General features: G+C 59.4%; 11 protein-coding genes. 6 read left to right on the top strand and 5 right to left on the bottom strand.

Annotated elements, in window-relative coordinates; translation table 11 throughout:
- The first annotated feature begins 1 nt into the window (after position 1).
- The 4 genes from QX010_RS10585 (at position 2) to QX010_RS10570 (ending at position 5,206) form a co-directional block, all read left to right on the top strand.
- The gene (locus QX010_RS10585; protein ID WP_316179305.1) at positions 2–1,153 is read left to right on the top strand and encodes a zinc-binding dehydrogenase; all 1,152 of its coding nucleotides are present in this window, start codon (positions 2–4) and stop codon (positions 1,151–1,153) included.
- 33 nt (positions 1,154–1,186) lie between these two features.
- Positions 1,187–1,468: an acyl carrier protein gene (locus QX010_RS10580; protein ID WP_316179304.1), complete on the top strand. Its 282-nt coding sequence runs from the start codon at positions 1,187–1,189 to the stop codon at positions 1,466–1,468.
- A 229-nt stretch (positions 1,469–1,697) separates the two neighbouring features.
- On the top strand, positions 1,698–3,530 hold the full coding sequence (locus tag QX010_RS10575; RefSeq protein ID WP_316179303.1) for an acyl-CoA dehydrogenase: 1,833 nt from the start codon (positions 1,698–1,700) through the stop codon (positions 3,528–3,530).
- Positions 3,527–5,206: an AMP-binding protein gene (locus QX010_RS10570; protein WP_316179302.1), complete on the top strand. Its 1,680-nt coding sequence runs from the start codon at positions 3,527–3,529 to the stop codon at positions 5,204–5,206. The genes QX010_RS10575 and QX010_RS10570 overlap by 4 nt, the downstream gene beginning before the upstream one ends.
- Before the next feature lie 3 nt (positions 5,207–5,209).
- On the opposite strand, the gene QX010_RS10565 is transcribed toward QX010_RS10570, so the two are convergent.
- From QX010_RS10565 to QX010_RS10545, 5 genes are all read right to left on the bottom strand, one after another.
- Positions 5,210–5,539, bottom strand: a complete 330-nt coding sequence (locus tag QX010_RS10565) for a hypothetical protein (protein ID WP_316179301.1) — start codon at positions 5,537–5,539, stop codon at positions 5,210–5,212.
- A gap of 177 nt (positions 5,540–5,716) precedes the next feature.
- The gene (locus QX010_RS10560; protein ID WP_316179299.1) at positions 5,717–7,264 is read right to left on the bottom strand and encodes an ABC1 kinase family protein; all 1,548 of its coding nucleotides are present in this window, start codon (positions 7,262–7,264) and stop codon (positions 5,717–5,719) included.
- On the bottom strand, positions 7,264–8,241 hold the full coding sequence (locus QX010_RS10555; RefSeq protein WP_316179297.1) for a hypothetical protein: 978 nt from the start codon (positions 8,239–8,241) through the stop codon (positions 7,264–7,266). The genes QX010_RS10560 and QX010_RS10555 overlap by 1 nt, the downstream gene beginning before the upstream one ends.
- Positions 8,238–9,677 carry an AarF/ABC1/UbiB kinase family protein gene (locus QX010_RS10550; protein WP_316179296.1) on the bottom strand — a complete coding sequence of 480 codons (1,440 nt, stop codon included), beginning with the start codon at positions 9,675–9,677 and terminating at the stop codon, positions 8,238–8,240. The genes QX010_RS10555 and QX010_RS10550 overlap by 4 nt, the downstream gene beginning before the upstream one ends.
- A gap of 1,183 nt (positions 9,678–10,860) precedes the next feature.
- Positions 10,861–11,397 (bottom strand): hypothetical protein, encoded by a 537-nt coding sequence (locus QX010_RS10545; RefSeq protein ID WP_316179294.1) that lies wholly within the window; start codon positions 11,395–11,397, stop codon positions 10,861–10,863.
- Positions 11,398–11,716: 319 nt separating this feature from the next.
- Between QX010_RS10545 and QX010_RS10540 the strand changes: the two genes are divergently transcribed.
- On the top strand, positions 11,717–12,154 hold the full coding sequence (locus QX010_RS10540; protein ID WP_316179292.1) for a hypothetical protein: 438 nt from the start codon (positions 11,717–11,719) through the stop codon (positions 12,152–12,154).
- Complete coding sequence (locus QX010_RS10535; RefSeq protein ID WP_316179291.1) at positions 12,151–14,370, top strand: hypothetical protein; 2,220 nt, start codon at positions 12,151–12,153, stop codon at positions 14,368–14,370. The genes QX010_RS10540 and QX010_RS10535 overlap by 4 nt, the downstream gene beginning before the upstream one ends.
- The last annotated feature ends 31 nt before the right edge of the window (positions 14,371–14,401 follow it).

Raw genomic sequence — 14,401 nt, 5'->3', positions numbered from 1 at the left:
AATGATCGAGACGGAGGCGTGGGTTCTCCATCAGGGAGACGGATCGCGGCAGCCAGGACAATTGGTGCTCGAGCAATTTTCATTTTCAGAACCTGACGATACCGAAGTGCTTGCAGAACCGTTGTACGGCACTTGGGAAGGCAACATGACACATGCAATGACACGTAACCCCGTCGATGTGTGCCGCCTGCGTATGGAACGACGGATCGTGCTCGGCAATGCGGGCGTGGTCCGGGTGGTCGAAACCGGTAAGAACGTTACGCGCTGTCGCCCGGGCGACGTTTGCGTCGTGATACCAATTGGCAAACCTGATTCACAAGGCTATCCGATTGAGGTTTACGGCTACGACAATCGGGGTAGCGTCGGCCTTCTCGCAAAGCGGACGAAATTGCGTGAGGATCAGCTGATCCCATTGCCGCGTGAAACCCGTTACAGCTTGCTGCAATGGGCAGGCACCTCCGTACGCTACGCGACCGCTTGGGACAACTGGCGAGTGACCTGGGCCTGTTGGCGCAGCCAGTGGACGAATGGGATTGCGCCGACACCGCATGTCTGGGGATGGGGCGGCGGGGTCGCGCTCGCCGAGTTGCTTCTGGCGAAGCGCGCCGGTTGCAGGGTCGCGATGATTGCCTCGAACAGTGAAAGACTCCGACAGATCTCTGCGCTCGGAATTACTCCCGTCGATCGTCGCGAGTTTCTAGAGCTTTCGTTCGACGCCGCGCGCCACGGTGCCGACATCGACTACCGCACCGCTTATGCTGCCGCGGAAGTGGCCTTTCTCCGAAAAGTGCGTCAGCTTACGGATGGACAACGCGTCTCGATCTTCATCGACAATATCGGCACGCCGGTACTGCGCGCAACGCTGAAGGCGCTGGCCCGCTATGGTGTGCTCACGACTGTCGGATGGGAGGGCGGCACCGACATGCAGTTCAGGCGCCCGACGGAATGCATAGGCAGACATATCCACATCTTCACCCATGGCTCGTCTTACGAGGGGGGAGACGCGGCGATCGCCGACGCGGAGGCTGCCGGGGAAATCCTTCCGGTTGGCGACGACGTCTACGACTGGGCGCGGATTCCACAGCTCGCCGAGGATTTCGCAGCCGGCCGCATCCGCGGCTATTTCCCGATCTACAAGGTGAATGGAGCCTAGTCGCAATTGTAGCGCTGCGAGGAGCGATTGAAGATGTCGGAATTACGACTGGAGCTGCGCAAGATGATAGCTCAGCAGATAGGAGTTTCGGAAGCGATCTTGAAGGATGACGTCGTCCTGGCGGACATCGGCTTGGATTCGATGCAAGTTGCCGAAATCGTGATTGCCATCGAGCGGCGGGCGATGAGGCCCTTCGACATGTCCGATCTGAGTGATCAACTCGATGCCGATTGCAGTCTAGGTGAGTTTATGCACTTGATAGAGCAGAAGCTCAAAGACGATGGTGTTTCGACAATGCCTATTCCCAATGGCTAGTTCGGAGACTTCGATTCTCCGTGTAGGCGACGGGAAGCTGGACCCGGGGTTCTTCACCCGCATGGGTACACGGTTAAGCGGCTCAAGTGAGGCCTCCCATGCGGCTTCCGATCTCGGTCGCAGTCGGGGTCTGACGCATGCATTCGTCGAGTTGGCCAATTGCGCATCGGCGCGCGTGCTTGACAGCCTCTGTCACGACAGCCTCGATAGACACCATCACGGCTGTGCGATGTCGAACGGCCGTCACGCCCTGAGTTGGCGCGGCGATTTGGTCAGTGGGGTTTGCGATGTCATGGTCGGCGCCGCGACCGCTGACGCTTTCCTCGTACTTTTGCCCAACGGTCGCGACGATGCAAAGCTCGCCTTGATCGAACGCAGACATCCCGGTCTGTCCGTTGAGCCGATCAGCTCCCTCGGTTTGTCCGATGCTCAGCTGGCGCGCCTGCGTTTCGACAACTGCAACCTCCGCCAAGGGGTACTTCTGTTTGGCGGCGCAGCCGATGCAGCCTATCTCGCGAGCGAAGTCGAGTTTGTTCTGGCCGCCTGTACCGCAGTGGTGACGCAGGTGGACGAGGCGGTGCTCACGACCGGCAAGTTCGCGGTCGAACGCGGGCTCATCGAACATCAGGTGGTGCGCCATCGCCTGGCTGACCTCTCCGCGCAAGCCAGCATCTTGCGGGCGTTCACCAACCGTACTTGGCGGGGTAGCGAGCCCGCTCATGGATTTGATGGAGCTGCGGTGCGCGCGCTGGCGATGTTGGTTGCCGAACAAGCACAGCAGATTGTCGATAGTTGTCTGCAGTTGTTCGGCGGCTTGGGATATATGGCCGACCAGTGGATATGCCGCATCTACCGGGAGACAAGGTCGCTGCATCTCGTGCTTGGACGCGGTGCCAATTGGGAAAGCCACTCGCGTCCGCGGAACCCGTCCCAATCCGGCGACATAGACGACTTCAAGCGCCAAGTTTCTGACTTTATTGCACGCCGGATTGCGCCGCAACTTAACGAATGGCACGAGGCCGGAACGGTGTCGCGCAGCATGTTCGAGGACTTCGGTTCGGCCGGCTATCTGGGTTTAGTCGTGCCGCGCGCAATGGGCGGTGCTGGGCTAGATCTCCGCTACAACCTGGCTTTGCTCGAGGCGCTGATGGATTGGCGCATGGGCAGTATCGCCGTCAGTCTGATGATGCCCGCAAACACGATCTCTCCACTGCTCGTCCGCTATGCGACGACGGAATTGCGGGAATATTTGCTGCCGAGGATCATCGCTGGAAAAATGATTCCAAGTCTCGCGATCACCGAACCGGGCGGGAGTTCCACAATGGTCCGGACGCTAAGAACCGTCGCAGAGGATGACGGCGATCACTGGATCGTCAGTGGTGAGAAGATCTTTATCACGAACGGCCCGATCGCGGACGTTGTCTTCGTGCTCGCCCGGACCAAGATCGATCCAGGTCCCATGAGCATGACGATGATCGCAGTGCCGACCAACACGCCCGGTTTCGCTGTGGTCGAGCACCAGTCCAAGCTTGGAAATCATATCTCGCCTACGGGCCGGCTTCGCTTCGAACAATGCCGGGTGCCGAAACACTTCACGGTCGGCCTCGTTCATCACGGCTATGCTTATTTCAACGACGCCATTTCGGAGGAGCGGCTGTTGATCGCGGTCGGCTCGGTCGCCTTGGCGCTGTCGTGCCTCAGCGAAACCGCCAAGCGGACAGGCGAGTCCGCACAGGGTGAACTTGCACTGAGGGCGGCGCACATGCGGGCCTGCCGCGAGTTATGTGGCGAGGTGGCTGACGCATTGTGCCGAGGCGAGCAAGCGATGATGGACTGTTGGCTCGCCAAATTCGCCGTCTGCGGCGCAGCGACTGCTGCGATCGAATGTTGTGCGCGTCATCTTACGGACGTGAAGGATCGCGCCTGGATCGAAGGCGTGCTTTGCGACGCCCGCGTCCTAACAATATTCGCGGGCGCTTCCGACGTCATGCGAGACCTGTATTCGGCGCGTCTAGCCACGCGCTTCAAACTCATGCACCGCCTGGGAGGCGAGCAGCGATGATCCCCGAACCTCGTGTCTGGCGCGACGCTACGTTCACGGCGGCTCTGCGTCACCATGCCCGGCTGAGGACGGGTCCGGCGATTCGCCTCATGCGCGGTGGTAGCGAAAGCGAGGATCTCGATTATTCACGACTTGCCGCTCTTGCTGGAGGCACCGCCTGTGCGCTTACAGATGCGGGGGTACGCGCAGGCGATCGCGTGGCCGTCGTCATGACCAGCAGCCTACCGGTAATCGTGGTGGTCAACGCGCTTTTCGCCATCGGAGCGGCGCTGCTGCCGATCGCGCATCGTCCGGGCCTAAAGTCGGGTTCGCACCAGTTTGACGCTATCATCGCATCTTTGCGGGCGGGGATGCCCAGTTGCGTGTTGCTGCCGAAGGATGCCATCGACACCTATCAGTCGCTCGTTGCGAGGTCCGGAATCGAGCGATGGATCTGCTTGGACGAGTTGGTCGGTACAGAATCCGAACTTCCGCCTCAATCTGACGCCGACGCGCCGAAACTGATCCAGTTTTCTTCCGGTACCACGTCGGCACCGAAGGCAATTGTGATCAGTGAGGACAGGCTGATCAGCAACGTCAGAGCTATCCTCGAGCGAATAGAGGCTTCCGCCAACGATCGCCTGTATTCCTGGCTGCCGCTCTATCACGACATGGGGCTGGTGGGCGGCCTGCTCACTACTTTGTATGTCGGCGCCTCGATGACGCTGGCTTTGCCGTTCGGCTTCGTTCGCAATCCGCTGAGTTGGGCGGAGTCGATATCGCTCCACCGCTGTACGCTCACGCTCGGTCCGCCGAGCGCCTTCGCGCTGCTTGCAGCGAAGGGCAAGGTCAATCCGGACCGGGTCACATCGCTCGATCTATCCTCGCTCCGTCTTGCCATGACCGGTTCTGAGATGGTCCCACCTGATCTGAGTTCGGATTTCCAGAGCGCATTTTCGGCTGCGCGGCTACGGGACCACGTGCTGCAGCCCTGCTATGGCCTCGCGGAAAACGCAGTCGCGGTCACCCTGCGGCGCCCCGGTCAACCCTGGAGCGTCGCGCACTTCGCCCGAACGGCGCTTCACGAATCAAGGGTTGAACTGCGGGCCAGCGCCGGCGATGACAGCGTCACGCGTGTTGGGAATGGTGGTCCGGTCGAGGGGACCGAGGTGATGATCGGTCGCATTCAAGACGGCGCGATCGTCTCATCTGATTGCGGCGATCTTTTCATCCGCGGCACCTCGACGGCAAGCGCCGTCATCGATCACAGTGGCGAGCCTCTTCCCCCGTACAAGGGGGGCTGGATAGCTACGGGAGATCTTGCGGTCATGATAAATGATGAGTTGTTCATCGTCGGTCGCACTAAGGAACTCATCAAGTACGGTGGCCAGAGCTTTGCACCGACGGATGTCGAACGCTCGATCGCAGCCGCATGCGGCCTTCGCGACGATACCGTAGCGGTGGTTCCGATTTTCGACCAACCGGACGGGCGAGAAAGTTTTGCGATTTTCATCGAGGCGCCGAATTCGGTGGACAATGATGCCTTGGTCGTTGCCGCGCGACAGGCTGTTGTCTCGGCCTTTAAGATGGCCGCCAAGAAAGTCATCCTGTTGCGCAGTGGCGAATTGCCCCGTACGTCCAGCGGCAAGATCAAGCGCTCTCTGCTCGGCTCTAGCCTTGCATTGCCGCAGGGGTGAACATCACGGAGTATTGTCGGGCGAACGGGATTGCGTCGCGCTGTCGGCACGATCCGCGATGTCGTCAGCAGTCTCATGCCGAAAGGCATCAGAGAATTGTTGCTGGGAGCGCCCGACAACATCTGCCAGATCGCGGATCGCGCGATTGGCGGATTCGACCACGTTGACCTCGGCAACCATCTCGTGATCTGCGTCGCGCCGGGTCCGCATTGGCCGCGTCACCGCCGTCGCCAGATCTGAGGCGAGATTGGCGAACACCTGTATCGATCCAGCGACCACTTCTGCCGTCGAGGCCGCGCATGCCTGGGTCAGCCGTGTAACGTTGTCGGTCAAATTTTCAGACTGCCTCTGGATATCGTCCTGTTCCAAACGGGCAGATGACCTCGATCCGCGCCTCGTTGTCTTCATGAGAGCACCCATGGGTTGAGCCGATCACAAACATATACGACAATTGTGGACGCCACGCGATATCAATTTATGCGCTTTTACCCTCCATAGCAGCAAGAGCCGTCAGTGCGAAAGGGCCAGAACTGACACGCTAACCATCACAATCGCGAGCGCTATCGTCAGCACCTGCCTTTTTTTCTTACGGGAGGCGTCTGACTGCCGACCCACCGTCCGCCACAGTATGGTAGGCCTGTCGCACGCAAGAACTCTCAAGAGCGCGTCGGCTGCGTCCGAAGGCGCACCGGGCTCTGCCACCGGACACCGCGGGAAACTATTTCGGTGCTCTTCAAAGAACTCGCGGATCAAGCCAACGACGTCAGCCTGCCGATCGAGACTGAGCGCGAGCGAATCGAGGATATAGAGCAGGCGATAAAACAACAGCAGGTCGGTATCTATGCGAATACTGTACTTGCGCAGCAAGCCAGTAGTGCGAAGCATCAATGTCCCGAGATGGCGATCCACGAGGTCGCCGTAGCCCGCCATCGAGGTGGTACGCCAGTCCCGCATCATGCGGATCATTTCCTGCTTGAAGGCAACCTTGTTGGTCGCTGGCGTCGGAATCAGCAGCCGGTAGTAGTGATGGAAGCTATCCTCGTAGTCCCCTGACGCGAGGCCGCGCATGTATCCGCTGCAGTGACGCCGCTGCTTCTCCGTCAACTCTCCGAAAATCCCGAAATCGACGAACGCGACGCTGCCATCCCGCCGCACGAGAATGTTGCCGGGATGCGGATCAGCGTGAAAGTAGCCATCGACGAAGACATGCTTGAGGCACGCCTTGGCGATGGTGGCGATGACCTTATCACGCTTGATGTCTGCCGGGGCAGTCGCGCCCTTCGGTAAACCCTCGTCCTCTGCCACGATATCCGTAAGGCGCGTTCCCTCGATATATTCCTCCGCCAACACGCATGTCGTCGTGAGATCCCAGCGTACCGCAGGCACGTATTCATTCCGGATACATTCAAGGCGAAGGCGTGTGGCGACATGCGCCTCGATCAGGAAGTCGGTCTCCCGGCGTGTGAAGTCCTCGAACTCATGCAGGAACTCCGCCGCTGATAGTACGCCGAGCAGGCCGAAGCAGTCGATCAGCCAGGCAAATACGCGGCCGATACGGATGTCTGCTTCCAACGCCGATCGGGCCTCCGGGCGCTGTATCTTGATGGCGAGGCGCTCACCGTCGAGCGAGACCGCATGATGGACCTGCGCCAGTGAGGCCGCCGCGAGCGGCGCGCGATCGAAGCTCGCAAAGCACGCGGCGAGCGGCGCGCGTAGTTCCGCCTCCACCACGCGGCGCACGGTCTCGAACGCCAATGGCCGCGCATCGTCGAACAAGCGGCCGAGTTCATCGCAAACGATCTGAGGCAAAAGGTCGAAGCGGAATGCAAGGAACTGGCCGAACTTGATGTATGTAAAACCCATAGATTCGAGAAACGCCCGCAGGATGACGGCGGTGCGTGCAATCCGCTGCCCGCGCGGATGCCATAGCAGCAGCAGCAATTGGGCGCAAAGGTGAATTCCGCGCAGCAACAGGAAGGCCAGTCGATAAAGCAGAAATGCCGCTGCAGGCAGCGCTTCCGATTGTGCAGGGCGCGAAATCCCCGGCAACGAAATCATCAAGGGGCCGCCGCCGGCGCATGGTCAAACACGCCGTGTTTGTTAAAAATGTGGACGACCGCATCCGTCAGGCGAGCGGCAACAAACGAAAAAATGTCGCGCTCCGCGCCGGTCAGCCGCATGCCGTACTCCTCCTCGAACAGAACGAGGATGAGGTCGCACGCATAGGCCTGCTTCTCGGCGCCGCTCATCTCTGTGAAATGTTCGGCTTCGGAACAGGCCGTCGATACGATTTCGGAAATGGACGCCACCTCGTGCCGATGCGCAGATACAAACGAGACGAACTCCGCGGCCTTCGTCACAAGGATAAAAGGATCGGCGGCAGGAACGGCGAGGATCTTGTTAACGCTCGCGAGCATTGCGGGCGAAAGTTGCGCCGGCGGCTCAAGCCATCGATGAATTGCCTCGAAAACTACCAGCGCTCGTTTCAAGATCCAGCGCCATAGTCTACTCGTCCAGGTCGGTTCTGGCTTCGCTACCTCTCGGCCGACCCACAAACCCTCGCGATTGAGCAGCATCACCACGAAATCGATTGTTAGATCGATGGTTGCCGAAATAAGGGCAGGATCGAACTGGAGCGCCAGGAACGAAGGGTTGCGCGACAAGAGGTAGTTGATCGCCGCCTTGACCTGCTCTGCCTTGTAAGCGCCGAGTCCCGGCCGCGATCCGAAGCGCTGCTCGGCGTCCTGAGCAAGGGTCTCGATCAGGTTGATCCAAAGCGGAAATCCTCGGCTGGCCGAGCCGATTCCGTCCGAGAGGCGAGAGATGACCCCCGCAAGCACGCCGCCACCTTCGCCACCAGTTGCATTATCGTAGGCGCGGCGCAAACGCCATACGGTCTGTCGCAACTGCACAAGCCGCGCGTCATCCTCGGTATCCCGGGGGTTCGCGCAAGGCATGGGCCCCAAGATTTGGGATGAGTTGCTTATAAGAGCAACGATGCCTCTCGCAAATTCGGAAACAGGTTCGCTGTTCATCGCAGCCGAGCCCACATATACACGATGGCCGCAAACCACCCGCAAAGCATGACCGCACCGAGCGTGCGCAGCGTCCACGGCCCAACGATTTGATCCGGCAAGCCACTGAAGATTATTGCACCACCCACGAACAGAATAGCCGCGACGAGCAGGCGCGTTCTGGCGTTGGAGGCACGCCTTTCCTCTGGGGCTTCGCTGGTCTGGGTGCGAAGCACGAAGCGATCGTCGGCAAGGTCGGACAACAACCGGGAGAGTTGGCCCGGGGTCTCGCGCAACAGCGTGACGAAGCTGGCACTTAGCATCTGCAGCCGGTGCGGGGAAAATTGCTCGAACATAGCTTCAAATTGAAGTTGAGTGAAAAACGTACGGGCTTCCTGCCGGAGCCCGACTTCGTCGTTGCTCAAGATGAATGCGATCGACTCTGCGGCGAGCAGAGCGCGGTACATGGAGAGGATCTCGACGGGCACGTGCGCACGATTCCGGCGCGCTGATTGCATCATCTGTATCAGGTAGATCGCCAGTGGCGATCGCTGCCGCTCGCCGGGAAGATCCCGGTCGCGCCGCCAGCGTCGCATGCCCTCAAGGAAATCGGCGCGGAAGACATCAAGACCGTCGGCGCTTTCAAAGACGAGCATATCGCTCATCGCCTTAAGAATAACTTCGGTATCGCCAGAGAACACCGCCGACACATAGCGCAACTGATTGTTGCGGAGGCGTTCGTCGAGCCGGTCGGCAATGCCAAAATCGACGAAGCCGACCACGTCATTGCTGAGCACAATCAGATTTCCGGGATGCGGATCGGCATGAAACACAGGCGCGGAGAAGACTTGATAGAGCATCGCGCGGATCAGGTTTCGTGAAAACGCGATCCGGTCGATTCCAAGGGTTTCAATTTGATCTTCACGCCCCTGACCAACCAGGCGAATCAATTCGCTGCAAGGCACACCGCGCAAGAACTCCTGCGTCAGCACCCGCCGACCGCAAAGTGCTTCGACGGGCCGCGGCACGCGAAACTCATTGCGAAAGTTGGCCGTCTCATACAACGCAAGGGTATTTCCGAGTTCGCGCGCGAAGTCGAGTTCCTCCATTAGCCAGCGCTCGATCTCGCCTGCAAGGGCTTTTCGATCGACAGCGGCGAGGCTGCCCACCGCTGGCACGATGCGTAGAGCGCGTCTCATTCGCTTCAAATCGCGAACTACCCGTATGGTGACATCGGGGCGCTGTACTTTGACCGCCACCTCGTCGCCCTCGAAGGTGCGCGCGCGGTGCACTTGGGACAGCGAGCCGGCGGCAACTGGCCGAGGATCAATCCACGCAAAAACCTGATCCGGCGAGCGCTGGAATTCTTCGGTGAGGATACTTCTGATCGACGGCCAAGGTACGGGTTCGACATTGTCGACGAGGTGCAGAAGCTCGTCACAATACTCCTGCGGCAAGAAATCTGGTCGCAGCGATAGGTACTGTCCGATCTTGATGAATACCGGTCCGAGCCGTTGCAGGATTGTCCGAAGCCGTACAGGTCCCGACGAGGCTGAGGCCGATCTCGCTCCACGGATATTGTTAAGAACGGCCCTGCGGTTCATTGACTGCCCGGTCCGCCTAGCGCGCGCGCAAATCAAGGCGCGAACATCCGTTGCCCTCCGGCCATTGTATTTTGCGCCTTGTCTCAGGTCAACACCGGAACCACGTCGGGCGACGGTGCTTCACCGTCGTTTCAAGTATTGAACTGTCAAAGACTGTTGGGCTTATCGCCATGCCCACGCATCTAACGGGCGCTCCATTCGGCGCTTCCAATTAGTCCCAATCGCGGTACGATTCATATTCCGGAGCCCGACTGTAGCATGTCAGCGACCGCTTTGCGCCAAGAGCTACCCTCCCGGCGGGGCGCGTAATCTGCGCTAACGGACACGTCGGCGGACGACGAGCAGCAACACCCAAAACAAAGTTTTGCTGGGCGCGGCTGCAAGAATATCACAAGCGCGGCGCCGGCAGGTGCCGTGGGAGTGCGACACCACTTGCACTACCCTGCTTGAGAATGGCGCAGATGTTTAAGAAGGTCTTCCGAAGCCGCGCAACATCGATTCGCATGTCCAACCTATGATTCTTGGCAGAGGTCACTAACCGAAGGCTGAAGAGCCCAGGTGGACGAGCTTTCTCAAAATGACGAGCTCGATTCGGGTTGCCGAGCGCCTATCGAACTAGAGCGTCTCCTCAAGTCGCCCGTTTGCACAGCCGTTCGCGGGCGAGCTGCGGAAACGTTGCCAGTAAGCATTCCATATGCCAAATTGGAGGGCCCCAGGGGCTACACCAGAGGCCTCTGGCGTGCAGTAAGGCCTGATTTTACGGGGCTTCCTCGAAGCCGTTTTTATTATGGCGGAGAGGGAGTCCGCGCCATGAACCGCGATTTTCATTTGTCTTCAGTAACTTAGATAGCCGTCCGCGCCAGCCACCCATTGTTCCACCCGCATCAGAACGACGGATTGTAGCGGAGAAAGACGAACGATCACGGGCGAATTACAGGCCGGTTCGCGGAGGCCGACCGGTTGCGGTCGGAGCCTCAAAACGCTGTCCATCTAAAGGTTTGCCGCCCTCTAAAATCTCCGTACGCCGACGGTCTGTTCAGTGATCGGGCAGTTCGCCGTTACTGTGCGCCCCGCGCCAGACGGCCTGATCAAGGGATGGCCTTTTGACGTTAATCTTGGCGAGATCGACATCTGACAAGCTCTGGAAGATGACGAACGCAGCCATTCGGTGGGAGCCGTCGATCAGACTCATCCCGTCAGGGCGCTGGATCGTGACGAGTGGGCGCGGGAAGCTCCCGTTGTCGCGAATGTATATCCATGGCTGCGCAACCCTTTTCTTGGTCACGGCATCGGCTCTGCCCGCGTTGAACTCGGTAACTATGTCTGAGACATCCGCCTTCGCCTTGGCAGCTAGATCGTCAAGGGTGCACCGGGCAGTCACCTCTTTCCAGGAGACTTGCTTCCACCACGACAATGGCTTCCCACCCAAGAGCCCGGCCCAGCGGTGACAGCCGAGCGGCTCAGGTGGTGGCCAGCCGCAATCAGGTTCGTTTGCGAAGTAGTAGAGCCATTGCTCGACGACGTCATCAGGCCATCCGGGCAGATCTTTCTTTATGTCCGCAACGGAAACCATGTGCCCTCCGGGATCGCCGAATATTGGCCTAGTTCAACTTCGTTGCGCATTGTACTATCTTGAGACCGTAATCATCAATGTGCTTCAACCTCGACATCTCCGAAGCCGTAACGTGGCGGCTGCTCAGCGCTATTTTCGAGAGGCCGCGAATTGCGACGCACATGCGGGCGCACGGGATGCCGGCACTGCCTTTTCTTCTGTTCCCGCAAAATGACAAAGGCACGATAAGCAGCCCGCGTCGGATACCGCGCACCTGGCAAGGTCCTGGCCACGATCAAATGGCAGCGCTACTATGAATTGCAAAGAGAGAGGACTTGGCTTGGCGGAGATGCTCTCCCGGTTACACACATTATTGCGCGAAGTGCGCAATGAGGCAGGAGACTCATTTTCAGGGATCGGCCTTCTGGTCAGTTCCGTACCCGACGACCTCCCGACCATACCACTGAGACAAACGCACTTCCTGCCGGATCGACGGTCCACCCTTGATCGTCTCGTTGAAATATCCGACCAGACAAGCGAGTTCCATGACGGCTTTCATATTCTATCACCCGAACTCGATCTCGAGCGAGTGTCGTTGTATTTTTCTCCGCCCATCGTCGCGGGACTCGGCACCGACCCGATCCGTCGCGTGGGAGGCCGCTACATGGCCGCGCTCTTCGGGTCGACGCTGACGGGGATCATCGCGACGGGAGTGGCCAGCCCCCGCTACGGCGTGGCCGTATTTCACCGCGGCAAGGAAATTAGCGTCGAACCATGACAGCCGACGAAGACCCAGCTCAGAACAACGACCCGTGTTATTCTTCGCTCTCGGCTTCTTCGAGCGACACACCCTTGCCCGACATTTCCGGCGAGTGGACGATGAATATTCATTGGCAGCGTGGGGAACACACAGGAAATCTGACGGCTTCTGCGATAATTCGACAGGATTTCGGTCGGATAAGCATGGAGGTTCAATCGAGGGGATCCGACTCTCATACGCTGTTAGCGCAGCTCGGTCGCGAAAAGTCCGGGAGCCCAGTGCTCCACTACCTGTACGAAGTCGACCCCAAAGCGATCGGTTCGGACGCCGAGGGTCCATACAAAGGGGCTGCAATCCTCCGCTTCTATTCCGACTCGGAGTCCTTGAGAGGAAACTACTGGACCAGTCAGTTGACTAAGGGACATTTCGAGCTCAGGCGAAAAGTGAAAACACGCAAGGTGGCTACCAACACAGACGCCATTGACGTCGTGCTGGTGACGGCAATTCGGGAGGAATTCGACGCCGCGAAATCGGTGTTCTCGGCAGCATCCGCCAGAGAGGACGGCGTGCGAGAATGGACCAGTAGAAAGACAATTTCTAGCGCGCCGCATGAGGTCGGCATATTCTTCAGAAACAACGCCCCTCTCTTCGTCGTGGCCATCGCCAAGCCGACAAGAATGGGGGCAAATCGCACGGGGCACGTCGCGACGGTACTGGTCGAAAGACTCCAACCTAAGTGCTTGGTCATGTGCGGCGTTTGCGCAGGCAATCCCGGAGACCTCGCACTCGGTGACATAGTCGTATCGGAACTGACTTATCAGTACGACGAAGGTAAGCTCGAGCCCGATGGATTCGTCGGCGATCACCGTCAATCTCCGATATCCCGGAGCTGGCTTAGAGCCGCGGAGTCCCTTAAGCCGGAACAGTTACCGAGCTATGGTCGTCCCACAGCGCAGGATGCACGCTATTGGCTGCTTGAACGCCTTCTCGGCGGCGATGATCCGCGGAATCACCCCGCCCGCAAGCGCTACTTCGGCACAGGCGAGTGGCCGACAGCGATCGGCGAGTTGGAAAGGCTGGGTCTATTGAGCATCGACGGATCGGTGCTTCGCTTGACCGCCGCGGGAAAGGCGGAGGTGGAGAGATCGATACTGATGGATGTCGATCCACCGCTGAGGCTTCCCCTCGCCATCAAGACCGGCCCAATCGCGAGCGGCAACGTGGTCGTGAAGGACGGTCTGACCTGGGACAAGCTCAAGCGCATGGGCGTACGCACCGTTCTGGGTCTGGAGATGGAAGCGGCCGCGATCGGCGAGGTCGCACACGCGAGCGGCGTCGAGGAATGGGTCGTGATCAAAGGCGTGATGGATCACGCCGATCCGAAAAAGGATGACCGCTTCAAACCGTTTGCAGCCCGCGCCTCCGCTGAAGCACTTCGCATGTTTCTGATCGATCGCTTCGGTGAGATCGCGCAGGGCGCGCGGACCGGCGAAGGCTCCGGCGCGTCGTCCGCGAGTCCAGCACACTCGGCCTGGCGCCCCCGCATCTTAGAAGGACGGTTCTACGACGAACTAAGCGCGGCTATCGAACGACACGCGCCGAGGTTCAAGGGCTTGTTTCAATTGGCGCTCGAAAAGGCCAAAGAAGCGCGGGCCGCCTCCGAACAGGCGTACGAAGTGTCCGAGCAGGTCCGTGTCGCATTGGGTGGCGCGATCGCCAAGACCCATGTCGGGCGGCTCAATAAAGGGGCCAAAATTCTGAGAGTCGAAAACGGCCCGAAAGGAAGCGCGAGACCACTGATCGCAAAGATATGGAACAGCCACGACGAGTATACCGGAGAAGCAGCGGGCAACGAGGCCGACGGTTTCGGTGTCCTCAGGCTCTATCTGGTTTCTGAGGAGATCACTCCCAGCCTTCGGTCCTCCTACGCAGGCCTGCACGAGGCCGGTCGATATGGGCCGCTCGGCGTCTACACATTCCCCGGCCAAGAACAGTTTGCCGGACAATGGACAGGAGGACATCCGAGCCTCGGTTACCGCGAGTTTGTCGGCAATCGCGGCAAGCTGCAGTGCGACTTTTATCTGGGCTATATGAATTTCACCTCCGAGAAGTTTCAGCCGCTTTGGCGTCCGCATGGCGAAGGAATCGCGGTGGACGCCAGCCTGCGGCGCGTACGCTGCGGCATGTTGGTGGACGGCGTCTTCGATCACATCGCTGCGGAGTTCAGCTTTTAGGGCTCCCGCGCCGCTCTTCGAGATTTCCAAA

The sequence above is a fragment of the Bradyrhizobium sp. SZCCHNRI1009 genome (assembly GCF_032487575.1).
Taxonomy (GTDB): domain Bacteria; phylum Pseudomonadota; class Alphaproteobacteria; order Rhizobiales; family Xanthobacteraceae; genus Bradyrhizobium.
Note: the sequence above shows the minus strand (reverse complement) of the source record. Positions and strands in the feature narration are given on the sequence as shown.

Coding starts and splice junctions, on each gene's coding strand:
- QX010_RS10585 (WP_316179305.1), top strand. CDS start 2: ATGATCGAGACGGAGGCGTGGGTTCTCCATCAGGGAGACGGATCGCGG.
- QX010_RS10535 (WP_316179291.1), top strand. CDS start 12,151: ATGACAGCCGACGAAGACCCAGCTCAGAACAACGACCCGTGTTATTCT.
- QX010_RS10570 (WP_316179302.1), top strand. CDS start 3,527: ATGATCCCCGAACCTCGTGTCTGGCGCGACGCTACGTTCACGGCGGCT.
- QX010_RS10560 (WP_316179299.1), bottom strand. CDS start 7,264: ATGATTTCGTTGCCGGGGATTTCGCGCCCTGCACAATCGGAAGCGCTG.
- QX010_RS10545 (WP_316179294.1), bottom strand. CDS start 11,397: ATGGTTTCCGTTGCGGACATAAAGAAAGATCTGCCCGGATGGCCTGAT.
- QX010_RS10575 (WP_316179303.1), top strand. CDS start 1,698: ATGTCGAACGGCCGTCACGCCCTGAGTTGGCGCGGCGATTTGGTCAGT.
- QX010_RS10555 (WP_316179297.1), bottom strand. CDS start 8,241: ATGAACAGCGAACCTGTTTCCGAATTTGCGAGAGGCATCGTTGCTCTT.
- QX010_RS10580 (WP_316179304.1), top strand. CDS start 1,187: ATGTCGGAATTACGACTGGAGCTGCGCAAGATGATAGCTCAGCAGATA.